This is a genomic window from Marinobacter sp. LM1, from assembly GCF_042763285.1.
Classification (GTDB): Bacteria; Pseudomonadota; Gammaproteobacteria; order Pseudomonadales; family Oleiphilaceae; genus Marinobacter; species Marinobacter nauticus.
The window spans coordinates 2,545,937-2,570,026 of sequence record NZ_CP114373.1; the positions used below are offsets into that span (position 1 = coordinate 2,545,937).

Consider the following 24,090-nt stretch of genomic DNA (forward strand, 5'->3'; position numbering starts at 1 on the left):
TGAGCAAGAGAGTGGGGGTTGGCCGGAGTATTTCAACCCCCGCGAGCACCCAAAATCAGTCTTCGAGCAGGAAGTGAGCACGGGCGGTGGCGATGGGCTGGGAGCGGGACTTCTGCCAGGCCGAGATCATCACGTTGGCCACGCGGTTACCCTGGCGGGTAAGCCGGCACTCAGCGTAGGTTTCCCGGTTCAGGCCGGCCCGAAGGTAGTCGAGGGAGAAATCCACGATCCGGGGCATGCGGAAGGTGTCCTGGGACATAATCAGGTAGATCGCCGCAGACATTTCCATAAACCCACCAATCACACCACCATGAATGGCCGGCAGGATCGGATTGCCCAGGTTCTCTTCTTTTGCGGGCAGGCGAAAGATCAGATCATCCCCAAAACGGTCACACTGCAGGCCAATCCAGCTGGCGTACGGGATGCTTTCCATCATGCGGGAGAAGTCGCCGGTTTCCTGGGTATAGCGCAGAATTTCCGGGTCGGTCATTCTTCACCTCCGGTGATCAGGTCTCGATAGGATTTCGGCGTGGCTTCTTTGCCAATGCGCATGAAGGTACCCACACAGTTGGCGATGGTCTCACCCCCTTCCTGATAGGCCTCGCAACGGGTAAAGATAATGTTCCGGGTGATCTTGTAGGTCTCCGCCCTGGCGTACACCGGCTTTCGGGGCTCCGCCGGGCGCATGTAATCCACCCGGAGATCCAGGGTCGGGCAGAGTTCAAATTCGTCCAGACCACAGATCATCACCGAACCGGAGGCAGTATCCATCAGGGTGGTGATGGCGCCACCGTGGATAACGCCGGTGTCCGGGTTGCCAATAATCTTGTCGCTGTAAGGTAATTCCATGACCAGGTAACCTTCACCCGCATCCGTTGCGTTCAAACCCAGTTCCCTTGCCTGGTTGAGTGTGCTGATAAACCGGTTAACGCGGTTTATTCGGGTTTCATCATTCATTCAGGACTGTCCTGCAGATCAGCTCTTGGATTTCACGTCCGCGTCGGCACGGGCGGGTATGGCCTCTTCGAAGACCTTGCCGTCCCGCAGGGCGGATAATGCGTCTGAGTGGAATTCCCGGCGGTAGAGTACGTACACCACCAGGGTTGAGGCGGCCATAAAGGCCACCGGATGAATGAACCAGGCCACCACAGCCAGGGCATAGTAGTAAGAACGCAAGCCAAGGTTAAAGGCGTCGCCGGCCAGGTTACAGATGTTGCCGGCGCTGCGGGCAAAGGCCTCTCGCGCTGCTGGACTGGTCTTGCTGTCGTCTGGCAGCGGCGCACTGCCAATCATGACGGCCACGAAGTTGTACATTCTCATGGACCAGGTGAACTTGAAAAACGCGTAAATGAAGACCACCAGCAACACCACCAATCGCAATTCCCAGATTTCCCGGCTGGGTACGGCGGAAAATGGCATGGTGGCGAAAATCTCCATGGCCTCGCGGGTATACCCCAGGGCGGTGATAATACCGGCGAGAATCAACAGACAGCTGGAGGCAAAAAACGCACCATTGCGTTCCAGGTTGCCGACAACCGAGGCGTCTGAAATGCGGTTTTCACGCTTGAGCATGACCCGCATCCAGTCTTCCCGGTATAAATCCAGGGTGTTCGACAGGCACGAGCGCGAATTGGCGCGATTGCGCGAATACCAGGTATACCCTCCCCAGCAGACAAAAAACCAGATCAGTGCCAAAAATTCCAGATAGTAGCTCATTGGGTGGTTAAAAAGCCTGGATTGGGGAGATAAATGGGGCGATAACTTCCGTTATGATACGCCAAGGGGCGCGCTCCGGCCACTGTCGGCTGGGCGGGACCGACGACGGAAACCGGTCTGTGCTATAAACTTACCCCAATGCTAAGGAGCCATAAGTGAGACCCGGAATGCTGACCAGATATCTAGCAATAGCGGCAATCGCCCTCGTCCTGACCGGGCTGGGTGGATGCTCGGTGAACCCGGTAACCGGGGAGAAGCAGCTTTCGCTGATTTCCGAAAATCAGGAACTGGCCCTGGGCGCGGAGCAGTACACACCCACGCAACAGACTCAGGGCGGCCGCTTCTATATTGATCCGGAGCTGTCCATTTATGTGCGTGATGTTGGCCAGAAGCTGGCTCGCGTGAGTGACCGACCAGACCTTCCCTATGAATTTGTCGTGCTCAACAACAGCGTGCCCAATGCCTGGGCCCTGCCCGGCGGCAAGATAGCCATCAACCGGGGCCTGCTGGTAGAGCTGGAGGATGAGGCACAGCTGGCATCCGTACTGGGCCATGAGATTGTCCATGCCGCGGCTCGCCACAGCGTACAGCGCATGCAACAGAGCATGCTGATCAGTGCCGGAGTGGCCGGGCTGGGGTTCGCTCTTTCCGATAATGAGTGGGCCGGGCTGATCATGGGCGGTGCGGCTCTGGGCGCACAGCTGGCACTGGCCCAATACAGCCAGGGGGATGAACTGGAATCCGATGCCTACGGTATCCGATATATGAAAGAAGCCGGCTATGATCCGCAAGCCGCCGTGGAGCTGCAACAGCTGTTTCTGAAGTTATCGGAAGGGCGCCAGAGCGGATGGCTGGATGGCCTGTTCGCTACACACCCGCCCTCTGCAAAACGGGTTCAGGAAAACCAGGAACTGGTTCAGAACATCGGTTCCGGCGGTTATCGCGGCCGGGATGTTTACCAGCGTCGTATCGCCAAGCTCAAGGAACTTCAGCCAGCCTACGATGCTCACGATGAAGCCATGAAGCTGGCCTCAGAAGGCAAGTATGAAGCGGCTCTCGATCAGGTAAACAAGGCCATCAAGCTGGAACCACGAGAAGCTATGTTCTTTGCGCTGCGCGGCCGAATCTATCGGGGCATGGAACAACCGGAGAAGGCCAAAGCCGATTTCGACAAGGCCGTGTCACTCTATCCGGAGATGTTCCAGTATCAGCTGTACAGCGGTTTGAACGAACTGGAGCTGAACAACCTTGGCAAGGCAAAAAGCCATCTGGAGAAAGCCAATCAGGTGGTACCGACTTCCATTGCCTATCTCCGACTAGGTGATATCGCGCGGCAACAGGGCCAACGCAGGGAGGCAGTAGCCTATTACTCCACCGCCGCTGAGGCCGGTGGTGATGTGGGGGCTGAAGCTCAGCGCAAGCTGGCCGAACTCAACGAATAGCTCTTTGCAGTTTCAAAAAAAGCCGGGCGCCAATACGCCCGGTTTTTTTTATGGTTGTCACATTTGCTGACCTGACACAAAAACCGCGTCAACGATTGCATTGACTTCTAGAGCAATAACTCTAAAAATCAGATTAACCAACAACAATCGGATGGCGATCATGATCGTAAAACGACTTCAGCCAATGATGTCCCACGCACGACGCAGCTATGTTGAGCTCATGTTCCAGGTGATGGGGCGCGCAATGCAGGCAATCAGCGAGGTGGATGAAGCCACCCGCAACGAAACCTGCGAACTGCCGGAGGGCTTCCTGTTCGAGATGCAGGTTATGCCCAACGGGCCAAAACTCATCGTTGAGCACACCGGCAACGGTAAATTGCTCTTCCACGGGGATGAAGCTCCACGCCCCGTTGACCTCTCGATCCAGTTCAAGCATATCGCCCATGCCTTCCTGGTACTGTCGTTTCAGGAGAAGACCTCCGTTGCCTTTGCCAACGACCGCATGCTGGTGGATGGGGATGTGAGTTACGCGGTGCGGATGACCCGGGTTCTCAACCGACTGGAATCATTCATCCTGCCCCGACTAATTGCCGAAAGGGCGGTCAAAGAATATCCGGCAAGCATCAAACTGCCTGAAAAACTCATCAGTGCCGCCCGCATTTATCTGAAAGTCGCCACCCAATTCGTCGAGACAGTGAGAGCATAATGACCAACAAATACTACGAGTTCTTCTGCCCGGTAAAAGTGATTGCCGGTAAAGCCGCGCTGGAACACATTCCCTATGAACTGACTGGCCTGGCAGCCAAACGGCCCATGATTGTGACCGATAAAGGGGTGCGCGCGGCCGGCTTGCTCGAGCCGGTGATTGCCGCCTGCGAAGAAAGCGGGCTGGAGATTGTATCCATTTACGATGATGTGCCACCGGATTCCTCCACGTCGGTGGTGAAAGACATTGCCAGCGTTTACCGCAAGGAAAAATGTGACTCGATCATTGCCGTGGGCGGCGGCTCCGCCATTGATACCGGCAAGGCGGTCAATATTCTGGTATCCGAAGGCGGCGATGATATCGCCAAATACAGTGGCGCCGGTGTTCTCAAGCACCCGCTCAAGCCTTTCTTTGTGGTGCCTACCACTGCGGGCACCGGTTCAGAGGTAACCTCGGTGGCGGTCATAACCGATGAGAAAAAAGGCGTAAAACTTCCGTTTACCTCATCATTCCTGCTGCCTAACGCCGCCATCATCGACCCGCGTATGACCCTGACCCTGCCGCCCCACATTACGGCAGCCACCGCCATGGACGCTCTCACCCACGCTACAGAAGCGTTCACCTGCATGGCCAAGAACCCCCTGAGCGACGCCTACGCCACGGCAGCAGTCAAGAAGGTGAGCCAATCCCTGCTTTCAGTCATGGATAATCCGAAAGACAGTGATGGCCGACTGGAACTGGCCCAGGCTTCCACCATGGCGGGCATTGCCTTTTCCAACTCCATGGTGGGCCTGGTCCACTCTCTGGGGCACGCTACCGGAGCCATCTGCCACCTGCCCCACGGACTGTGCATGAGCCTGTACCTGCCCTATGTGCTTGAGTTCAACCTTGAGAGCATTCGGGAGCCTTTGGGCGAGCTACTGCTGTACCTGGAAGGTCCGGACGTCTACTCGGCCACCCCTGCGAGTCGACGTGCCGAGGCCAGTATTTCAGCCATTCGAAAACTGCGGGATGCCCTCTACAAGCGCTGCGAACTGCCCCGTACGTTGAAAGAAACCGGCAAAGTACTGGAAAATCAGCTGGAAAGCATTGCCAAGCTGGCCCTGGACGACGGCTCGATCATGTTCAACCCCCGGGAAGTGAGCCACGAAGATGCCATGGCGTTGCTTCGTCGCGCCTGGGCCTGATACCTCAGAGGCATATCTCGCCCCGGCCCTCTCTGGCCGGGGTTAGCCCAAAGTCAGATTCACAATGATTGAAATAAAATAGTAAGAAGGTAATATTTAGCGGGCATTCTGGCAGGGAGTTGGCCGGGTATCGATCTAACCAGCGTATGGGCCTGTCCTATCCAGAGTTCCGCCATGAAGAAACTCCTTTTCAAGCTCTCCTTTACCGCGATCCTGTTGAGCCTGCTAACCACTTTCAGTGGCAATGCCGCTGCCGAAGTGGACAATCAGGAGCGGGTGTTCCGCTTCAACATCTCTCCTAACGGCTACCCACCTTATCTGATCGTTGATGGCAGCAAGCCCTCCGGTATTATGTGGGACGTGGTAAACCTGATTGTCCCCCGCCTGGGCTACGACGTGGAACCGGTAAAAATCCCCAGAAAACGGGTAGACCCTATGCTTGCCGACGGCTACATTGACGGCACTCCAAGGGCCATAGAGTGGACGGAAGAGCCGGAGAAGTTCCTGTTTACCGACCCGGTCGTTCACGTGGAGGAAGTATTCTTCTTCCCGAAGAGCTCTGAGCTTGAATACAAACACCCCGCAGACCTCTACGGCAAGACGATTGTCACGCCACTGGGATACTACTATCCCTTTCTCGAGCCCTATTTCAAAGATCATCGCATTAAGCGATTTGACGCCTCCAGAGATCGGGAGATTTTCACCTTTGTGCTGCATGGCGAGCAGTTTCACGCAGCGCTTGCGGATCGGTTGGTCGGGCAATGGATTCTCAGGAACGAAGGACTGACCGAGCACTTTCGCTCTTCTGTGGAAGGAATCAGCCAGTTCGGCTTCCGGATCATGCTGCGTAAAGACTGGAAAGCGTTTGCCGAGGCCTTCAACCAGGAGCTGGCAAATATCCAGGAGAATGGCGAACTCGACGCCATTCTCTCAAACTATCGCTAAAACCCGATCACTCGAGGCGACGAAGCAGTAGCATCGGCGATACGCTAAGCACTGGTCGTAATTGCCAGCGGCCAAACAACGCCAACAGAATGGCTGCAATCAGCGGTACTGGCAGCATCACCTGCCAGTGCCAGCGGAAAGTGCCCTCGAACATTCCGGCCTGAAGCGCATATACCGCCCCTTCCGCCGCAATCACACCGAGCGTGCCGGCAAAGAACCCCAACAGTGCGAATTCCAGCATGGTACTGCGTGCCAACAACGACTGCTGGCCGCCCAGGGTTCGCAGCAACGCCCCCTCCCTCTGACGATCCCGCAGGGTGGCACTGACAACCGCTGCCATCACCACCAGGGCGGCCGCGAGAATCAGCGCCAGGATTGCCTCAATGGCCTGAGTTACCTGCTGCACAATCTGCTGGATGCGATCAATGATATGGTCTATCTCCAGCACCGAGACCGTCGGGAACTGGCGCGAGAAGTCGTTAAGAGCCAGTTTATTGTCCGGGTTCAGATAGAACGCGGTAATCCAGGTGGCGGGCATGTCAGTCAGACCGCCATCGGGCGGGAAGGCCATGTAGAAATTGGGTTTCATGCTGTCCCACTGCACGGTACGAATACTCGTTACCGGCTCGGTCACCTTGCTGGAGCCGATGGTGAAGGTCAGCCGATCACCCAGCTGCAAACCGAGTTTCTCCGCCAGCTCAGCTTCTACCGAAACCCCCTCGGTTTCGCCCGGCCCGAACCACTGGCCATCCACAATCCGGTTGTCTTCCGGCAGCTCCGGCATCCAGGTCAGATTCAGCTCCCGGTTCAGCGCACCAACCCGCTCATCCTTGCTGACCGCTTCTTTCACCGGCTCGCCGTTCAGTTCGGTCAGGCGACCGCGAACCATCGGATAAAGCGTCTCCAGGGGCGCGCCGCGAGTGGCCCAGAATTCCTCAACATCATCCACCGCATCCGGGGCAATGTTGATCAGGAAATGGTTTGGCGCGTCGTCCGGCAGCTGAGCCTGCCAGTCGTCCAGCAGGGAGGAACGCACCAACACCAGCGTAGCAGCCAGCATAAGCGTCATGGCAAAAACCGCCATCTGCGCCATGCTGGCACGTCGGTGCCGATATAAGCCCACCAGGGCCAGGCGCCAGGAGTTGCCGCCACCCTTCACTCTGCGCAACAGGGCGACCATGCCCCACCCCAGCAGACCGAGCACACCCAGCAGCAGTACCAGCCCGCCCAAAAGTGCGGCCACCAGCATCAGCTCGCCGGCGTACATCCATACCAACCCAAACACGGCGACCCCCGCCAGCAGGATATCCGGAATGGCTTCCCGGCCGGTTTCGCCGGGCTGGGAGCGTAATACCCGCATGGCGGGAACATTACGCAGGCGGCGAATGGGCGGATAGGCAAATGCGAATAGAGAAACCAGTGCCGTTAACAGGGCGGGCGTTAACGCGGAAGGATCCAGGTAGAAATCAACGGGCCGTTCCAGCAGGTCGCTCAGCAAACGCACCAACAGCCAAAACAATGGTAACGCCACTGCCAGACCACCCAACACGCCAACAACACCCCATAGAGTGAGGCGGCGCAGGTAGAGCTCACCAATGCCCCGGCTGGATAATCCAAGGGTTTTCAGCAATGCCACCGTGTCCCTCTGAGACAGAGCGTATTGCCGGCTGGCCACCGCCACGGCTACCGCCGCCAGCAACACCGCAAGACTGCCACCCAGCAGCAGGAAGCGTTCGGCCCGCTCCAGGGAGCGCGAGAAGGTTTCACCGTCTCTGACCCCTTCCCACTCGTGACTGGGCTCCAGCTGTGGTTCCAGCCACTGGTAATAGTCTTCAAGCACACCTTCGGCGCCGGCAAACAGGTAGACATATTCCACGCGGCTACCTTCCTGGACCACACCGGTGCCGGCAACATCGTCCACATGCATCATCACCCGTGGCGCCAGTGATGACAGCCGGAAGCCGCCGTCCGGCTCGCGGATTAATAAGCGGGTGATTTCCAGTTTAAGATTGCCGACTTCCAGAGTATCGCCGATGTCCAGTTCGAGCAGACGCAGCAACCGTGGATTCACCCACACCTGGCCGGGGCCGGGGCCCTGACTGACAATCTGTCTCGGCTCTGCAGCACCGGACTGGATCTCGATTTCGCCGCGCAACGGATATTCGTCGCTCACGGCTTTGACCGAGACCAGCTGAAACCCGCTTTCGCCGAAGACCATGGTGGAGAACTCCACCATGCGCCCGGTTTCGAGGCCTCGGGACTGGGCATTCTCTAACCATTCCTGCGGGATCGGACGGCCGTTTTCGGCTTCCAGTTGCCGATCTGCCGCCAGAAAAGAACTGGCAGACGAAACCAGGGTTCGCTGCAGCTGACTGGCGAACAGCGCAATCGTGGCCACGGTGGCAACAGCAATAATCAGCGCAACCAGCACCACACGAACGTCGCGTTCGCGCCAGTCACGGCTCACGGATATGAGTTTTTTTGAGGCTCCCATCAGTGTGCCGGCTCCCCGGCCAGATCCGGCTCAGTCAGCATGCCCGCCTCGATGTGCAGCTGCCGGCCGCAACGTTCGGCCAGGTGTTCATCATGGGTAACCATCACCAGTGTGGTGCCCTGCTCCCGGTTCAGATCCATCAGCAGGTCAGACACCGCCTGTCCGGTTCGGTTGTCCAGATTGCCCGTGGGCTCATCCGCAAACAGAATGGCGGGGTCGGAGGCAAAGGCCCGCGCAATCGCGACGCGCTGCTGCTCGCCACCGGACAACTGACGAGGGGTATGGTTCAGCCGTTCCCCCAAACCTACACGATCAAGCAATTCTCTGGCCCGCTGCTCCGGTGCCTCCGTGCCACCCAGTTCCAGCGGTAGCATGACATTTTCAAGCGCGGTTAACGCTGGCAGCAACTGGAACGACTGGAACACAAATCCGACCCGACGGGCCCGCAGTTTGGCACGCTCATCTTCACTCAGCTTGCTGATGACCGCACCATCCAGTTCAACGGTGCCTTCCGTGGGTGTATCCAGGCCCGCAAGCAAGCCAAGCAAAGTCGTTTTACCGGAACCGGAGCGACCAACGATGGCTACGGACTCTCCCCGATTGATTTCCAGACTGACCCCCTGCAAGATCGTGAGCGTATCGGTTTCCAGGCTGACCCGGTGGGTCAGATCAGTCACCCGCAACATAGGGTTGCTATCGGTATTACTGAGATCCGTCATCTGGTTCACGGTGACTCCATTGTCTGTATCGTTGAATCTGTAAAGGGTATATGAATTTACTATGCATACGATATCGCTGTACGTCAGATCAATCGTACTATCGGCTCTGTTCTTGCTCACCTTGCCCGCGCTGGCCAGCCAGAACACAGTGCTGGTGGTGGGTGACAGCCTGAGCGCCGCCCACGGCGTACCCTCGGAAACCGCGTGGGTGGAGCTGCTGAGGGACCGTATCAACAGCCGGGAACTGAACTGGACCGTGGTGAATGCCAGTATCGGCGGCGAAACCACCGACGGTGGCCTGCGGCGCCTGCCAGGTCTGCTGGAAACCCACGATCCCACGATTGTAATCATTGAGCTCGGCGGCAATGACGGCCTGCGGGGGTTCCCACCCAATGTGATTGAATCCAATCTGGCCAATATGATCGAGCAGGTACGCGGCATCGGCGCCACACCTTTGCTGGTGGGTATGCAGATCCCGCCAAACTACGGCCAGCGCTACACCACCATGTTCGCCGATATCTTTCCGACTCTTTCAGACCGATACAATACGCCCCTGGTTCCTTTCTTTCTGGACGGCATTTACGATCAGGACGGCTTGATGCAAGGTGACGGCATTCATCCGACGGAAGAGGCACAACCCCGGCTGCTGGATAACATCTGGCCAAAGTTGGAACCGCTGCTGAACAAACAGGCCAGCAGCTGACTACTCAGATTACCTGCCGGACAAACCCTAAAGCTCGGCGTTCAGACCAGTAGTAACCGTCCCGGGCATGTTGGACAAACCCCACATGCCCACCCCACTTCGGGATTTCCATCTGGACGTGATGTCCCAATACCTGACGACTGTCCGGAAAACAGCGGGCCGAAAGGAACGGGTCATCTGCTGCATTCACTACCAGAGCTGGCACCCGGATATCACTCAACCGGAACAGAGCAGAACACCGGGCCCAATAGTCGGCCGCGTCCTGGAATCCATGCAGTGGTGCCGTGTAGCGATTATCGAATTCGTGAAAACTCCGGATTTCCTCGAAACCCGTGACATCGATCAGATCGGGGAATTTTTCCGCTTTTTCCCGCATCTTGACGTGCAGATCCGTCAAAAACCGTTGCATGTAAATACGCCGGCTGGGTCGCGCCAGCACGTCCGCGCTGCCCGCCAGGTCCAGAGGCACCGAGTAGGCCACCGCACCACTGATACGGCTGTCCACACGCTCCCCCTGCTCGCCCAGGTACAGCAGCGTGAGATTCCCTCCCATACTGAAACCTGACAGGAAGAGGTTCTGATACCGCCGCCCCAGCGCGTGACTGACGACGGCATGCAGATCCGAAGTGGCGCCACTGTGATAGAAGCGCGGCTGTTGATTCATCACCCCGCCGCAGGACCGAAAGTTCCATGCCAGCACATCCCAGCCGTCGGCCATCAATGCTCTGGCCAGACCCAGCACGTAGGGCCGGCGGCTGTGGCCTTCCAGCCCATGGGATATCACCGCCAGCCGGTCACTGCCCTGGCGATACCAGTCCAGATGCAGTTCGTCGTCATCGTCGGTGGCCAGTATGTCGGTTTCCGGTTCCGGCAGGGTCACTTTCCGGAACAGGGTCGGCCATACCGACTGGACGTGGCCATTACGCAACCACACCGGCGGACGATAGGCTTCAAGCTTAGCTTTGTGCAAATTTTGACCTTTCATTTCAGGGGGTTGACGAACCTGATTAAAGTACTTAATATGCGCGCCACATTGATGCTGTTCCCCGATAGCTCAGTTGGTAGAGCAACGGACTGTTAATCCGTTTGTCGCTGGTTCGAGCCCAGCTCGGGGAGCCACTTATTCCGAAAGGCCGCTGATCAGATATCAGCGGCCTTTTCTTTTGGGCCTCAGAAAACCTCGGCCCGCTGCATGAACTCCCGCAACACCTGGAACAGCGTATAACCATCCCGTGTACCGATCATTTCACGAATCGAGTGCATGGCAAACTGGGGTACGCCGATATCCAGCGTGGTCACTCCAAGATTTCCCGCGGTCAACGGCCCGATCGTGCTGCCACACCCCATGTCACTACGCACCACAAATGTCTGGTGCGGCAACCCCAGTTCATCGCTGATGTGGCGATACAGGGCAGCGGAACGACTGTTGGTGGCGTAACGCTGATTGTGGTTTACCTTGATGACCGGCCCCTGATTCAACAATGGCCCATGATTCTCATCATGTCGGTCTGCGTAGTTTGGATGAATACCGTGGGCGTTGTCCGCAGAAATCATCATGGAACGAGCAATGGCGCGGCTTTTCCCGGCGCCACACCAGCGGTCCAGCACTGCCGTGAGGAACGGCCCCTGGGCACCTTCGGCGGACATACTGCCCACTTCCTCATGGTCATTACACACCAGCAGTGCCGGCTCATCACCGGAGGTTTCCAGCAAGGCCTGCAGACCAATATAACAACTGAGCAGGTTATCAAGCCGTGCAGAGGCCAGGAACTCTTCACGAAGCCCCACCAGAGCCGCACCCTGGGCATCGTAGAAACTCAGTTCATAGCCCAGAATCTTGCTGGTCTGTAGTCCGGATTCTTTGGCAATCTGCTGTTTCAGCAACTCGGCAAAGGTGGTGGTATCCGTTTCCGGCACCTGCATGACCACCGGCGGAAGATCAGTCTGGGCATTAACGGTACGGCTACTGTTCGCCTCCCGGTCCAGATGGATGGCCAGGCTCGGAATGATCGCCACCGGCTTGCGGAAATTCACCAGGGTGTCCCGTACTTTTCCGTTGTCATCCAGCACCGTCACGCGGCCGGCCAGAGACAGATCCCGGTCAAACCAGGGATTCAGCAATACGCCCCCATACACTTCCACGCCCAACTGGAAAAAGCCCTTGCGGCGAATCTCAGGGTTCGGTTTGGCCTTCAGGCAGGGGCTGTCGGTATGGGCTCCCACCATCCGGATGCCGGAACTGACCACATCCTTGGTGCCGGTACGAAAGGCAACAATAGACGAGCCATTACGGGTTACGTAGTAGCCCTGCCCTGGCTGCAACGACCATTCTTCGCGCTCGTCCAGCGGTTGAAATCCCGCTGCTTCAAGACGCGTTTTCATGGTATTGACCGCATGCCACGGAGTCGGCGAGGCATTCAAAAACTCAATCAAGTCTTTATTGAATTCAGTGTGTTCCATGATCTTCCTGATTGCATGATAATGGCGGCTACAGTATGGCATGAAGCCGCGCCGGCTCCTACCGGGTACGCTGCGCACCGCCATAAGCACTCACCGAAGATTCCGGAGTTCACTGTGTCACTACCCCGCTTTCTGGATATCGAATACTGCCAGACCGACGACGCCCTGTTTCCCACGGCCATCGCCTGGTCCCTTGCAGACGGCCAGATGAAAACCGTGGTAATTGCACCGGAGGATGCCTGGTTGCCCGAAGATGGCGACCTGGGCGATGTAGACCTGCTGTATCTGGAAGAACAGGGGGTACCCCTGCTGGAACTGGCCAGGGAGCTGCACGAGGATCTGCCGGACCAGACCGTATACGTGGATGGACTGGATCCGGACGAAATCCTGATAGACCTGATCTTCAGTGCCGTTCGCCAGGAGGCCCCGTTTGAAATCGCCCCCATTTCCGAGCTGATTACCGGCCTGGACAGCGAAGCACTGGAAGACCGCCGCCGGCAGTTGCTCTTTGATGAAGGGCTTGAACCGCAGCTGCCGGAAAACGGCGTATATTCCCTGCTGTTGCTGGCCCGTGAGGAAGGCTACCTGGAGGATTGAGGTCCGGCCCCTGATCACGGGGAACTGTGACATGAGTCCGCGTAACATTGCGTTACACAAGGCAGAATCGGGCGTCAGTACCGTTACTGACAGGAAGCCTGATAATAATGAACAAGGTCACACCCCGTTTCCTCACATCCAGCCTGATAGCGCTTGGCCTGTTTTCTTGCGCCGCCTTTGGCCAGGAGACCCCTCGCTCCGATAAACACTATGTCGGACTGTTGGCGACAGCCATTGAACACCGCTCCATCGGGCAATCCGACGAGGATGGCTGGGGCCAGGCAGCGACACTGGTGATTGGCGGCCACCTGAGCGACCTGATTCATGCAGAGGTGAGGCTGGGGGGCGGCTTGGCAGACGCCGAGATTTCCCGTGGCGACCTGAGCCTGGCCGTCGACTACTTCGGCAGCTGGTACATGGGCCTGCACTACCCCATCGGTGAGCTTGGCAATGTCTATGCCCAGGCTGGCTTTACCCATGTCAGCGGGGAGGCAACCCTCGACAACCGGGATGCCGACGCCAATGCCCAGTTTCGGGATATCGAGGGCGATTACCCGAGCAGCAGCTTCAGCTTCAGCTGGCTGGCCGGCCTGGACCTGGAACTGATGGATAACACCTACCTGGTTTTCGAGGGCGGCAAGCTGTTTGAAGACACGGACACCAGCGCCAATGCCTTCCAGTTCTCCTCAGGTATCCGTTACGAGTTCTGATGCCGGATATGCCAGCACCGATGGATTTTCGGGTTGCGCTGAAAATCCTTGTCCAGAGTGCTGGCACTCACCTCTTTCACTTCAAACTCTGACTCCAGCGCCTCATCCAGCCTGAACTTACGGAAGTTATTGGAGAAAATCAGCAGGCCATCACTGGACAGTCGTGCCATGCACTGCCGCACCAGATCGGCATGATCGCGCTGAATATCGAGAACGCCAGCCATCCGGGCTGAGTTTGAGAAGGTGGGCGGGTCCATGAAAATCAGATCAAAGGTCTGATTCGCGGTTTTTCGGTCTGCCAGCCAGGCCAGACAGTCTGCCTGTTCGACGACATGCTTGCGCGGATCTGCCGAGTTGAGAGCCAGGTTATCCTGAGCCCAGCTGACGTAGGTTTTGGACATGTCCAGGCTCAGGGTGCGGCTGGCTCCGCCAACCGCTGCGTGCACGGTCGCTGCGCCGGTATAACAGAACAGGTTCAGAAAACGCTTGCCCCTGGCATGTTGCTGGATCCAGTAACGTACCGGGCGATGATCCAGGAACAGGCCGGTATCCAGATAGTCTTTCAGGTTCACCTTCAGGGCGCAGCCGTGCTCGTGCACGTTAAAGTACTCGCCGGTCGCCGCCTGTTTTTCATATTGCCGGGTACCGGTCTGGCGCTGACGTTGCTTGCACACCAGATCCTCCGGCGCGACCTCAAGCACTTCCGGGATCACCGCCATGGCTTCGGCAAGGCGCTCTCTGGCTGCCTTTTCGTCGACGGATTTCGGGGCCAGGTATTCCTGAACATGCACCCGCCCCTCGTAGATATCGATCGCCAAGGCATATTCCGGCATATCGGCATCGTATAGGCGGTAACAGCCAATGTTCTGCTTCCTGGCCCACTGGCCAATCGTTTTCAGATTCTTCTTGAGACGGTTACGCAGCATGTCTGCCCGTTCGGCGTTGGCGATGCGAGGCATAATCTGCCCCGGCGCGGCCGGATCACGGGGCGTGCGGGCATTCTCCGGCTGTACATCGAACAGCAACAGCTGCGCCGGCAGCTTGCCATTGAACAACTTGTACTGCTTGAAGCTTCGCAAACCGAGGGATTTTCCGAACTCCGGCGCACCGGTGAACACCCCCAGGCGCCATCCGGTGAGCTCCCGGGCCACAACCTCTCCAAGGGCCTGGTACAGGGCCGCCAGTTCCTTGCGCTCACTCAACCGCTCACCGTAGGGCGGGTTGGTCAGCACCAGGCCAGTATCGCTCCAGTCATTCTTGCGAGTGAATTCGGAGATCGGCCTGGCTTCTACACGAACGATACCTTCCAGGCCAGCTCGCAGGATGTTCTTCTCCGCAGTCGCAATCACGCGACCATCCCGATCAAAACCATAAAAAGTGGGAATGCGCCCCTGCTTGCCCTCATGGGCCCGACGCTCCGCTTCCTGGCGCAGCGACAGCCAAAGCTCGGGCTGGTGTCCTGGCCACTTTTCGAACCCGAACCGCTCCTGCTTCCGCCCCGGCGCAATGTCCAGCGCCATCAACGCAGCTTCAACCACCAGCGTACCGGAACCGCACATCAGGTCCACAAAGTCACCACCGTTAGCGGCAATCTCTGGCCACCCTGCCCGCAGCAGCAAAGCCGCTGCAAGGTTTTCTTTCAAGGGCGCGATACCCTTTTCGGTTCGGTAGCCCCGCATATGAAGGCTGTGACCACTCAGATCAATCCCCAACGACAAGCGGCCCCGGTTCAACCGCGCCGATACCGTGACATCCGGGTCTTTCGGCGCAACCGAGGGCCTGGGTGCACCGGCACCCCGAATGCTGTCAACAATGCCATCTTTCACTTTCTGGGCGCCAAACTGAGTGTTCCGGATGGCTTCGTTCTGGCCAAGAAACGTTACCCGGAAGCTCCCCCCCGCGGGTATATGGGCCTGCCAGTCAAGATCCACGACACCGGCATAAAGTTCGTCGGCGCTCCGGGCATCCACATCCGCCACATTCAGAATCACCCTGTTCGCCAGACGGGACCACAGGCAGGCCCGATAGCCACTCTCCAGCTCGCCCTCAACCCAGACACCAGCGGGTGCATTCCGCACAAGGTTCAGGCCGAATTCTTTCAATTCATCGGCCAGGAGGTACTCGACGCCTTTGGGGCAGGTTACGAAAAAGACATGCTTGGACAAGATCAACTCCTGGTTTTCTGAATAGGGCCGGTAAGTTTCCGGAATGGCAGTAAAAGCCTTTTAGCGACTGTCATCGTTATTTCACAAAAATATAAAAGAAGCGCCATATAGATGAAATAAATAGTGTACACCGGCGCGAGGTTCGTCTTACCTTGTAGTTGACGCGTCGTTCCGGAGGCCGAATAAAAGTCTCCGTTAACAGGATCCTGACTGCTCTGACCGGAGCTGGCAATAGTGGGTTGTCCCGGAGAGGCTCCCGACTGCCAAGGTCACTGCAGATGTGTACACGCTTGTTCTGTTAATCCATCAGTGAGGAACGGCATGAAAAGACAGAAGAGAGACATGTACGCTCGTGCATTCAAGCGGGGTTATCTCGCTGGCGTGTCCGGCAAATCCAAAGACAGCTGCCCGTTAGAACAACCGGAAGTCCGCCAGGAATGGCTGAACGGGTGGCGAGAAGGCCGCACAGATAACTGGGAGGGCATGACCGGCGTCTCCGGCATCCATAAACTGGCCAACGTAACCGCAACGTAATGGCCAACCCCGTTTAACCCTGATCTGTTTTTTTCAATTTTTACGCACAAATCACAATCAGAGCAGTAACCAGAGCAACCCAAACGGGGCCTCCCGCCCCGTACCATGCGAAGAAGCGCTACGGGGTTTATTCCCCGCAAGGGCCCGCTCAGCGGGCCCACCTTCTTTCTGGCCTCAGCTGATTTCTTTCCGGATTGCTTCCACAGCTTCGTTGATCAACGACGGGCCTCGATAAATAAACCCGGTATAGATCTGCACCAGCTTTGCGCCTGCCCGAATCTTCTCTGCCGCACTGTCGCCATCCGTGATGCCGCCCACGCCAATAATCGGCAGCCGATCGCCCAGCTCCGCATACAGCCCCTGAATCACCTTCACAGAGGCTTCCCGTACCGGTGCACCACTGAGACCGCCCGCCTCCTGCTCGTGAACGTGCCCCTTCACCGCCTCCCGGCTGATCGTGGTGTTGGTGGCAATCACTCCATCCAGGCCAGCCTCCAGCAATGCAGCAGCCACAAAGCGAATGCCCTGCTCGTCCATATCCGGTGCGATCTTTACTGCCACCGGCACATAGCGGCCATGTTTTTGCTCACACGCCGCCTGCTCTTCCTTTATGGCGTGCAAAAGCTGCTTGAGCGAATCGCCAAACTGCAGATCCCGGAGGCCCGGCGTATTGGGAGACGACACATTGACCGTGATGTAGTCGGCATAGGGGTAAACAGCCGCTATTCCTTTACGGTAGTCCTGTTCCGACTGTTCATTCGGGGTGTCTTTGTTCTTACCGACATTAATGCCCAGTACGCCCCGGTAACGACGGTGGCGGACATTGGTAATGAGGTGTTCCAGGCCTTCATTATTGAACCCCATGCGGTTAATGATGGCCTGGTGCTCCGGCAACCGGAACATTCGGGGTTTTGGATTGCCGGGCTGTGCCAGAGGCGTAACAGTGCCCACTTCGATAAACCCGAAACCGAGAGCACCAAGAGCATCAATGTGGTCGGCGTTTTTGTCCAGCCCAGCAGCCAATCCAACCGGATTCGGGAATTCCAGGCCCATCACGTTTACCGGGCAAGGCTCCGGCTGTCGGGTAAATGTATTCAGGATGCCCAGTTTTTGAGCAACATCCAGGCTGCCAAGGGCAACATTATGGGCCCGCTCCGGTGGCAATCGGAACAGCAGGTTTCTCAGAAGGCCGTACATCGTCAAACTCCTTTCTCCGGGTGGCAGGAGTATACCGAAAGTTTTCCACACCATCTTGTGTAAACCCCAATTAGTCCCGAAAACCCCGCCCTGTATAGCCTCCCGACGCTTTTCCACGGAATCTGTGGATAACCCTGTTGAAAATTGCCGAGCAAGCGCCCCGACCCCTTGATAACTGCGCCAGCCTACAAATTGATCATTTTTTGATCAGTTATTTTCACTTTATTTATCAATAGCTTAAATAGATAAAATTAACATTTGACGGCTTTGGTAACAAAATGCTAACGGGTAACCAATTCGTCATGATGTGCATAAATCGATCACAGCCAGGCCATTAATTCCACCCATTTCTACGTTTATTCCCGTTATACTGCCCTCATCGCGAAAAGCCCGGAGTGAATCCAATGGAACAGCCTGATCAACCCAGCCATCAGCGCCAGAATAATCTCGAATCCGAGAAGCATGCGGCGACCCGGGTCACGATCATTGGCATGATTCTCGATGCCGTTCTGGGCATCATAAAAGTCATTGGCGGCACTCTTTTTAATTCCCAGGCGCTACTGGTGGATGGTATCCATTCCTTTACCGATGTGGCATCGGATTGGGTGGTTCTGGCGGTCATGCGTCTGTCCCGTAAGGAGCCAGATGCGGATTACCCATACGGACACCAGCGAATCGAAACCCTCGGCACTCTGGTACTGGGCAGCATTCTTATTGCCGTGGGCGCGGCCCTGGCCTGGGAGAACATTCTCAGGCTCCTTTCCGGTGAAGCGCAGCTGGTTCCGGGCTGGCCAGTGCTGGTAGCGGCCGCGGCCTCGGTAGCAGGCAAGGAATGGATCTACCGTTATACTCGCCATGTTGGCATGAAAATCCGCTCAGACCTGATCATTGCCAACGCCTGGCACAGCCGTACCGATGCATTTTCGTCAGTGGTCGTTCTGGTATCTACCATCGGTGCCATGCTGGGTTTCGTCTGGCTCGACGTGGTAGCCGCCGTCCTCATTGCAGCCATCATTGTGCACATCGGCTGGAAATTCACCTGGGACAGCGTGAAAGAACTGGTCGATACAGGTCTGTCCGAAGATGATACCCGGATGTTGAAAACCATTGCCCTGGAAACGGATGGCGTGCGAAATGTTCATGAACTGCGCAGCCGGCGGATGGGGCACGACATCCTGCTGGACGTACACCTGGTAGTTCGCCCGGAAATCAGCGTTTCCGAAGGGCATCAGATTGGTATGAAGGTGGTCACGGGCATGCGGGATGCCCTGGAGAACATTCGGGACATCAACTTCCATATCGACGCCGAGAACGATGAAAAAGTGCCCCACGCCACAGACCCGGGGCTACCCGATCGCGAAGCACTTCGTCGCCTGCTGACGGAGAAGCTGGGCGAGCTACCACCACAAAGCCGGCTCCGGCTTCATTACCTCAAGAATCGCATCCACCTGGAAATCTTCCTGGATGAAAACCATTCCGGGCCACACCTGACCACGGAACAGGTTCGAGCGATTCTGGCAGACTACCCCTGGTTTGGCAGCGTCCGGGTCTGGGTCGCTGCCAACTGACGCGCCGGTTTAACGGCGCCGGTTCTCCTCCATGCGCGACAGGAATTCCTGCATCACCAGGGTATACAGCTCTCCGCCCAGGAACTTGTCTTCCACACCCGAGTCGATACTCGGGTTGTCATTCACTTCAATCACCGCCACCCGATTCCCGGCTTGTTTGATGTCGACACCGTAAAGCCCATTACCGATCAACCGGGTCGAATTCAATGCCGCCTGGATGACATTGCGAGGCACCTCGTAGGTGGGCATGGTTTCAAAACCGCCACTTTCCACTGTGGCACCACCGTGCTGGTAAATCTGCCAGTGACCTTTCACCATCAGATATTTACAGGCATAGATGGCCCGGCCGCCAAGCACACCAATGCGCCAATCGTAATCCGTGTAGAAGTACTCCTGAGCCAATACCAACGCAGACTGTTTGAACAGGTCTTTCAGCCCTGCCCGAAGTTCCTTTTCGTCCTTGGCTTTGATCACACCACGGGAAAAGGCGCCATCCGGAATTTTGATGACCACAGGAAAGCCCAGTTCATTACTCACCTGCTGTACCGCATCCTTCTGATCCTTTGAAAGGATCAGCGTTTTCGGTGTTGGCACCTTGTTGTTTTTCAGCAGGTCCGCCAGAAACACCTTGTTGGTGCAACGCAGAATCGACACCGGGTCGTCAATTACCACCATCCCCTCGGCCTCTGCCTTGCGAGCAAACCGATAGGTGTGGTGATCAATAGCGGTGGTTTCACGAATAAACAGACCATCATATTCCGGCAGGCGCATGTAATCCCGGCGGGTAATGCGCTCCACGTTAATTCCCAGCTTTCTGCCGGCACGCTCAAAACGCTTCAGGGCCATCTCATCGCTCGGAGGCAACTCTTCCTCGGGGTTCACCAGCATAGCCAGATCAAAACGGTAGCGGCGACGGGTGCGCGGTTTGCGCCAGATCATGCTGCTGAAGCGATCCAGGGCGGCCGCAAACAAATCCTGCTCACGCTCGTCAAGATCCGCCGGTGCCGCCGGCTTCATGGTTTCGATCTGCCATTGTTTGCGGTGACGGAACACCACTTCCAGAATCGGGCACGGAAACCGCTCGAACAGGGCACGGGCCACGGGCTTCAGGTCTGGATGTTCGGCCTGGCCAAAATAGGTTCGGATTCGTACTTCATGGGTGGCGTCCCGGTCATCGGTGGCGGGATCGATTTCGGAGGCTGATTTTTCCAGCCACTGGATGACACTGCTGTCCAGCTCTTCGAGTTCAAGCGAAAACAGTCCCTTCCGGCTCAGGTCGTTGAGCGTCATAACCGATGGCACCACGTGGTGCCCGCGCGCTTCCGCAAGCAACGAACAGTAGTAGCCCCGGCTCAGATACCTGGCACTCTGACACAGGTTTATCACCCGCACGCGGCTGTTAACCGGGGCGGTAAACTGAAGGTATTGATCGAAGGTAAGCACGTCGTCGCTGGGGTAGTACGGTGCCCAGTCTTTGGCGCGGTCTACAACGATGAGCAATCGGGACATAAAGCGGCATTCCTCCCTGAAGGTAAAGCCTGATAATTCCGGCAACAATACGCCCCATCACCTTGCCAGACAATCGCCTGAAGATGCGTGCTTTTACGCATCATCCGCTGCTATGACGGGATGGCATCTGTCTACCATAATAGCGGCAATGAGCGTGCCCGCCAGGCGCTACCTTTTTCTCGTTGACCGGGTTTACCAGACCATGACCGATGTAATGCTCCGCCAAGCCCATGCCAGTGATCTGGATGCCCTCGTTCAGCTGGAGAACCGCTGTTTTACCGAGGACAGAATATCCCGGCGCAGCTTCCGCCGCTTTCTGGAGATGCCCAGGGACCGACTGGTTATCGCCGAATTGAACGGCGAACTGGTGGGCTACTGCCTGGTGCTGATGAATGCAGCCACCCGGCTGGCTCGGATTTACTCGATTGCAGTCTCACCCGTTGCCCGCGGCCGCGGTGTGGGTGAAAGACTGGTCCGTGAGGCGGAGAAGGAAGCGGTTGAGGCAGACCGTATCATCATGCGGCTGGAAGTGCGTGAAGACAACATCGGGGCCATTTCCCTGTATCGTCGGCTGGGATATCGGCAGTTTGGCACCTACCGGGACTACTACGAAGATCACGGCGATGCCTTGCGGTTCGAGCGACGGATTCTCTACTACGAGCCCTCTCGCGAATTTCTTCCGGTGCCCTATTACCCCCAGACCACCGAGTTCACCTGCGGTCCGTCTGCATTAATCATGGCGATGGCGGCCCTTGACGAACAGCAACCAGTAAGCACGCTGGAGGAGCTGAAAATCTGGCGTGAAGCCACCACCATCTTCATGCTGGCCGGGCATGGCGGTTGTGGCCCCCATGGGCTTGCGCTATCTGCCTGGCACCGGGGCTTCGAGGCCAGTGCCTGGATCAGCCAGGAAGGCGCGCTGTTCAAAGATACGGTCCGCAACGAAGATAAAAAGCGGGTACTGGAACTGGTGCACGAGGGGTTCCTGCACGATATCGGGCAGACTGAAATCCAGCTGCATCACGACCCGCTAACCCTGGAGGCAATGGAGAAGGCCCTGCATGACGGGCGCATCCCTGTCATCCTGATCAGCACCTGGCAACTGAACCGGAGCCGGGTGCCGCACTGGGTAACCGTATGTGCCATCGACGAGGATTTCGTGTACCTGCATGACCCGGAAATCGATACCGAGGAAGGGGAAACCGTGGCCGACAAGCAATACCTGCCCATCGACCGACGGGTATTCGACAAGATGTCGCGCTATGGCCGCAACCAGCCCCTGCAGGCGGCAGTGATTGTCGGCCCCAAACGCCACTGATCAGCCGGTCCGCAGGGCCGCTTCCTTCAGTTCCGAAATCTGATCCCGCAGGCGCGCCGCGGTCTCGAAATCCAGATCCGCGGCGGCTTTGTACATCTCGTCTTCCAGTTTCGCCACTTCCTTGAGGACATCTTCCGGCGAGCGATTGCCTACCTTTACGCGATAATCCTCGGCTTCTTCAGCAGCCTTCTGCCCGGGACGCTCCGCTTTGCGCCGGCCACGACCCCCGCCGCCCGCGGCACCCTCCATAATATCCGCGATCTTCTTGTTAAGACCGATGGGGGTAATACCATGCTCCTCGTTGTGTGCCATCTGCTTGGCACGACGACGCTCGGTCTCATCAATGGCCCGCTGCATGGAACCGGTGATCCTGTCGCCATACAGAATGGCCTTGCCGTTCACGTTACGGGCGGCCCGACCAATGGTCTGTATGAGCGAACGCTCTGAGCGCAGGAAGCCTTCTTTATCCGCATCCAGTATTGCCACCAGTGACACTTCCGGCATATCCAGCCCCTCCCGGAGCAGGTTGATGCCCACCAGCACGTCAAACTCGCCCCGCCGCAGATCCCGAATAATCTCAACTCGCTCCACGGTATCGATATCTGAATGCAGATAACGCACTCGGATGTCGTGCTCCATCAGGAAGTCGGTCAGATCCTCTGCCATACGCTTGGTAAGCGTTGTGACCAGCACCCGCTCATTCACCCCGACGCGCTGGTGAATCTCAGACAGCAGATCATCCACCTGGGTAGACGCGGGCCGAACCTCAATCTCCGGGTCCAGCAGTCCGGTCGGTCGTACCACCTGCTCCACCACCTGGCCAGCATGCTCGGCCTCATAATTCCCCGGGGTGGCCGAGACAAAGATCATCTGGGGCGCAATTCGCTCCCACTCCTCAAACCGCATGGGGCGGTTATCCAGTGCTGATGGCAGACGGAAACCGTACTCCACCAGGGTTTCCTTACGGGACCGGTCCCCTTTGTACATGGCGCCAATCTGCGGAATGGTCACGTGGGACTCGTCCACTACCAGCAAAGCGTTGGGTGGCAGGTAGTCATACAGCGTGGGTGGCGCTTCACCGGGGTTACGCCCGGAGAGATAGCGGGAGTAGTTCTCGATACCATTGCAGTAACCGAGCTCCAGCATCATCTCGATGTCGTAGCGGGTACGCTCCTCCAGCCGCTGAGCTTCCACCAGCCGGTTGTTATCCCTCAACTGCTGCAGCCGAACATCAAGCTCCTGCTTGATGTCCTCGACCGCATCCAGCACGGTCTGCCGGGGGGTGACATAGTGGGACTTCGGGTAAATGGTCACGCGCGGCACCCGCCTGAGCACCTCTCCGGTAAGCGGGTCAAAATAGCTCAGGTTCTCCACTTCATCATCGAACAGTTCGATGCGAATGGCTTCCTTCTGGGATTCTGCCGGGAAGACATCAATGACATCGCCCCGCACCCGATAATTGGCGCGATGGAACTCGATGTCATTGCGGGTGTACTGCAGTTCGGCCAGCCGCCGCAGGATATACCGTTGATCCATCTGGTCACCCCGGTCCAGGTGCAGCATCATTTTCAGATAGGATTGCGGATCACCCAGACCGTAGATGGAAGAAACCGTCGCGACAATGATGGCATCCGGCCGCTCCAGCAAAGCCTTGGTGGCCGACAGCCGCATCTGCTCAATGTGCTCATTGATGGAGGCGTCTTTTTCGATAAAGGTATCGGAAGACGGTACGTAGGCCTCCGGCTGGTAGTAATCGTAGTAGGAGACGAAGTACTCCACCGCGTTATCGGGGAAGAACTCCTTGAACTCGCCATAGAGCTGCGCCGCCAGGGTCTTGTTATGGGCCATGATGATGGTTGGCCGCTGGACCTGCTGAACCACATTGGCAATGGTGAAAGTCTTGCCAGAACCGGTTACCCCGAGCAGGGTTTGATGGGCAAGCCCGGATTCAATGCCGTCAACCAGTCCCGCAATCGCTTTGGGCTGGTCACCTGCAGGTTGGTAGGGCGAATCGACGCGAAAAGCCCCTTCCCTCGCACTGGATGCTTTGTTGGCCATATCTGGCGTTTTAACCTCCGGACACCGGAAACGACGGAATATTTGCGTCGCATCCTCAAGAA

21 protein-coding genes and 1 tRNA gene are annotated in these 24,090 nt (G+C 57.3%); 11 read left to right on the plus strand and 11 right to left on the minus strand.

The features are described 5' to 3' along the window. Nucleotides 1–55: 55 nt before the first annotated feature. Genes OZ656_RS11975 through OZ656_RS11985 form a run of 3 tightly spaced genes read right to left on the minus strand, consistent with a single transcriptional unit; the run spans nucleotide 56 to nucleotide 1,716 of the window. A complete protein-coding gene (locus tag OZ656_RS11975) occupies nucleotides 56–490 on the minus strand; it encodes a PaaI family thioesterase (protein ID WP_011784563.1) in 435 nt (144 codons plus the stop codon). Further along, on the minus strand, nucleotides 487–957 hold the full coding sequence (locus OZ656_RS11980) for a PaaI family thioesterase (protein ID WP_153741076.1): 471 nt from the start codon (nucleotides 955–957) through the stop codon (nucleotides 487–489). Before OZ656_RS11980 ends, OZ656_RS11975 begins: the two co-directional genes overlap by 4 nt. An 18-nt stretch (nucleotides 958–975) precedes the next feature. Beyond that, nucleotides 976–1,716, minus strand: a complete 741-nt coding sequence (locus OZ656_RS11985; RefSeq protein WP_153741075.1) for a DUF599 domain-containing protein — start codon at nucleotides 1,714–1,716, stop codon at nucleotides 976–978. Nucleotides 1,717–1,883: 167 nt separating this feature from the next. On the opposite strand from OZ656_RS11985, the gene OZ656_RS11990 reads away from it, so the two are divergent. The 4 genes from OZ656_RS11990 (at nucleotide 1,884) to OZ656_RS12005 (ending at nucleotide 5,996) form a co-directional block, all read left to right on the plus strand. Next, nucleotides 1,884–3,158: a M48 family metalloprotease gene (locus OZ656_RS11990; RefSeq protein ID WP_379944522.1), complete on the plus strand. Its 1,275-nt coding sequence runs from the start codon at nucleotides 1,884–1,886 to the stop codon at nucleotides 3,156–3,158. Between the two features lie 160 nt (nucleotides 3,159–3,318). Next, nucleotides 3,319–3,864: a hypothetical protein gene (locus tag OZ656_RS11995; protein WP_379944523.1), complete on the plus strand. Its 546-nt coding sequence runs from the start codon at nucleotides 3,319–3,321 to the stop codon at nucleotides 3,862–3,864. Beyond that, nucleotides 3,864–5,051 carry an iron-containing alcohol dehydrogenase gene (locus OZ656_RS12000; protein WP_379944524.1) on the plus strand — a complete coding sequence of 396 codons (1,188 nt, stop codon included), beginning with the start codon at nucleotides 3,864–3,866 and terminating at the stop codon, nucleotides 5,049–5,051. Before OZ656_RS11995 ends, OZ656_RS12000 begins: the two co-directional genes overlap by 1 nt. A gap of 174 nt (nucleotides 5,052–5,225) precedes the next feature. After that, nucleotides 5,226–5,996: a substrate-binding periplasmic protein gene (locus OZ656_RS12005; RefSeq protein ID WP_379944525.1), complete on the plus strand. Its 771-nt coding sequence runs from the start codon at nucleotides 5,226–5,228 to the stop codon at nucleotides 5,994–5,996. Nucleotides 5,997–6,003: 7 nt separating this feature from the next. Here the strand turns inward: OZ656_RS12005 and OZ656_RS12010 are convergent, their stop codons facing one another. Together OZ656_RS12010 and OZ656_RS12015 are read right to left on the minus strand one after the other, a co-directional pair. Next, a complete protein-coding gene (locus OZ656_RS12010) occupies nucleotides 6,004–8,490 on the minus strand; it encodes an ABC transporter permease (RefSeq protein WP_379944526.1) in 2,487 nt (828 codons plus the stop codon). Further along, complete coding sequence (locus OZ656_RS12015; protein ID WP_141067716.1) at nucleotides 8,490–9,209, minus strand: ABC transporter ATP-binding protein; 720 nt, start codon at nucleotides 9,207–9,209, stop codon at nucleotides 8,490–8,492. Before OZ656_RS12015 ends, OZ656_RS12010 begins: the two co-directional genes overlap by 1 nt. 61 nt (nucleotides 9,210–9,270) lie before the next feature. Here OZ656_RS12015 and OZ656_RS12020 point away from each other — a divergent pair, with 61 nt between their 5' ends. Next, on the plus strand, nucleotides 9,271–9,912 hold the full coding sequence (locus OZ656_RS12020; protein ID WP_278350867.1) for an arylesterase: 642 nt from the start codon (nucleotides 9,271–9,273) through the stop codon (nucleotides 9,910–9,912). Nucleotides 9,913–9,916: 4 nt separating this feature from the next. Here OZ656_RS12020 and OZ656_RS12025 read toward each other — a convergent pair whose 3' ends face one another. Then, nucleotides 9,917–10,882 carry an alpha/beta fold hydrolase gene (locus OZ656_RS12025; RefSeq protein WP_341456429.1) on the minus strand — a complete coding sequence of 322 codons (966 nt, stop codon included), beginning with the start codon at nucleotides 10,880–10,882 and terminating at the stop codon, nucleotides 9,917–9,919. A 73-nt stretch (nucleotides 10,883–10,955) separates the two neighbouring features. Between OZ656_RS12025 and OZ656_RS12030 the strand changes: the two genes are divergently transcribed. Continuing rightward, a tRNA-Asn gene (locus tag OZ656_RS12030) sits at nucleotides 10,956–11,031 on the plus strand. 51 nt (nucleotides 11,032–11,082) lie between these two features. Here the strand turns inward: OZ656_RS12030 and OZ656_RS12035 are convergent. Then, the gene (locus tag OZ656_RS12035) at nucleotides 11,083–12,372 is read right to left on the minus strand and encodes a M18 family aminopeptidase (protein ID WP_379944527.1); all 1,290 of its coding nucleotides are present in this window, start codon (nucleotides 12,370–12,372) and stop codon (nucleotides 11,083–11,085) included. A gap of 114 nt (nucleotides 12,373–12,486) precedes the next feature. Between OZ656_RS12035 and OZ656_RS12040 the strand changes: the two genes are divergently transcribed. Both OZ656_RS12040 and OZ656_RS12045 read left to right on the plus strand, forming a co-directional pair. Next, the gene (locus OZ656_RS12040) at nucleotides 12,487–12,969 is read left to right on the plus strand and encodes a hypothetical protein (protein WP_014421807.1); all 483 of its coding nucleotides are present in this window, start codon (nucleotides 12,487–12,489) and stop codon (nucleotides 12,967–12,969) included. 107 nt (nucleotides 12,970–13,076) lie between these two features. Then, nucleotides 13,077–13,679, plus strand: a complete 603-nt coding sequence (locus tag OZ656_RS12045; protein ID WP_022992549.1) for an outer membrane beta-barrel protein — start codon at nucleotides 13,077–13,079, stop codon at nucleotides 13,677–13,679. On the opposite strand, the gene rlmKL is transcribed toward OZ656_RS12045, so the two are convergent. Continuing rightward, on the minus strand, nucleotides 13,667–15,844 hold the full coding sequence (gene rlmKL / locus OZ656_RS12050) for a bifunctional 23S rRNA (guanine(2069)-N(7))-methyltransferase RlmK/23S rRNA (guanine(2445)-N(2))-methyltransferase RlmL (protein ID WP_286714959.1): 2,178 nt from the start codon (nucleotides 15,842–15,844) through the stop codon (nucleotides 13,667–13,669). The genes OZ656_RS12045 and rlmKL overlap by 13 nt on opposite strands. 321 nt (nucleotides 15,845–16,165) lie before the next feature. Here rlmKL and rmf point away from each other — a divergent pair, with 321 nt between their 5' ends. After that, complete coding sequence (rmf, locus tag OZ656_RS12055; RefSeq protein ID WP_011784548.1) at nucleotides 16,166–16,378, plus strand: ribosome modulation factor; 213 nt, start codon at nucleotides 16,166–16,168, stop codon at nucleotides 16,376–16,378. Between the two features lie 174 nt (nucleotides 16,379–16,552). Here rmf and OZ656_RS12060 read toward each other — a convergent pair whose 3' ends face one another. Beyond that, a complete protein-coding gene (locus OZ656_RS12060; RefSeq protein ID WP_011784547.1) occupies nucleotides 16,553–17,575 on the minus strand; it encodes a quinone-dependent dihydroorotate dehydrogenase in 1,023 nt (340 codons plus the stop codon). 404 nt (nucleotides 17,576–17,979) lie between these two features. On the opposite strand from OZ656_RS12060, the gene OZ656_RS12065 reads away from it, so the two are divergent. After that, nucleotides 17,980–19,143 (plus strand): cation diffusion facilitator family transporter, encoded by a 1,164-nt coding sequence (locus tag OZ656_RS12065; RefSeq protein WP_011784546.1) that lies wholly within the window; start codon nucleotides 17,980–17,982, stop codon nucleotides 19,141–19,143. Nucleotides 19,144–19,152: 9 nt separating this feature from the next. Here the strand turns inward: OZ656_RS12065 and OZ656_RS12070 are convergent, their stop codons facing one another. Beyond that, nucleotides 19,153–20,652: a RimK family protein gene (locus OZ656_RS12070; protein WP_011784545.1), complete on the minus strand. Its 1,500-nt coding sequence runs from the start codon at nucleotides 20,650–20,652 to the stop codon at nucleotides 19,153–19,155. Nucleotides 20,653–20,854: 202 nt separating this feature from the next. On the opposite strand from OZ656_RS12070, the gene rimI reads away from it, so the two are divergent. Beyond that, on the plus strand, nucleotides 20,855–21,970 hold the full coding sequence (rimI, locus tag OZ656_RS12075) for a ribosomal protein S18-alanine N-acetyltransferase (protein WP_011784544.1): 1,116 nt from the start codon (nucleotides 20,855–20,857) through the stop codon (nucleotides 21,968–21,970). On the opposite strand, the gene uvrB is transcribed toward rimI, so the two are convergent. Then, nucleotides 21,971–24,028, minus strand: coding sequence for an excinuclease ABC subunit UvrB (gene uvrB / locus OZ656_RS12080; protein WP_011784543.1), 2,058 nt, complete (start codon nucleotides 24,026–24,028; stop codon nucleotides 21,971–21,973). Nucleotides 24,029–24,090: the final 62 nt, after the last annotated feature.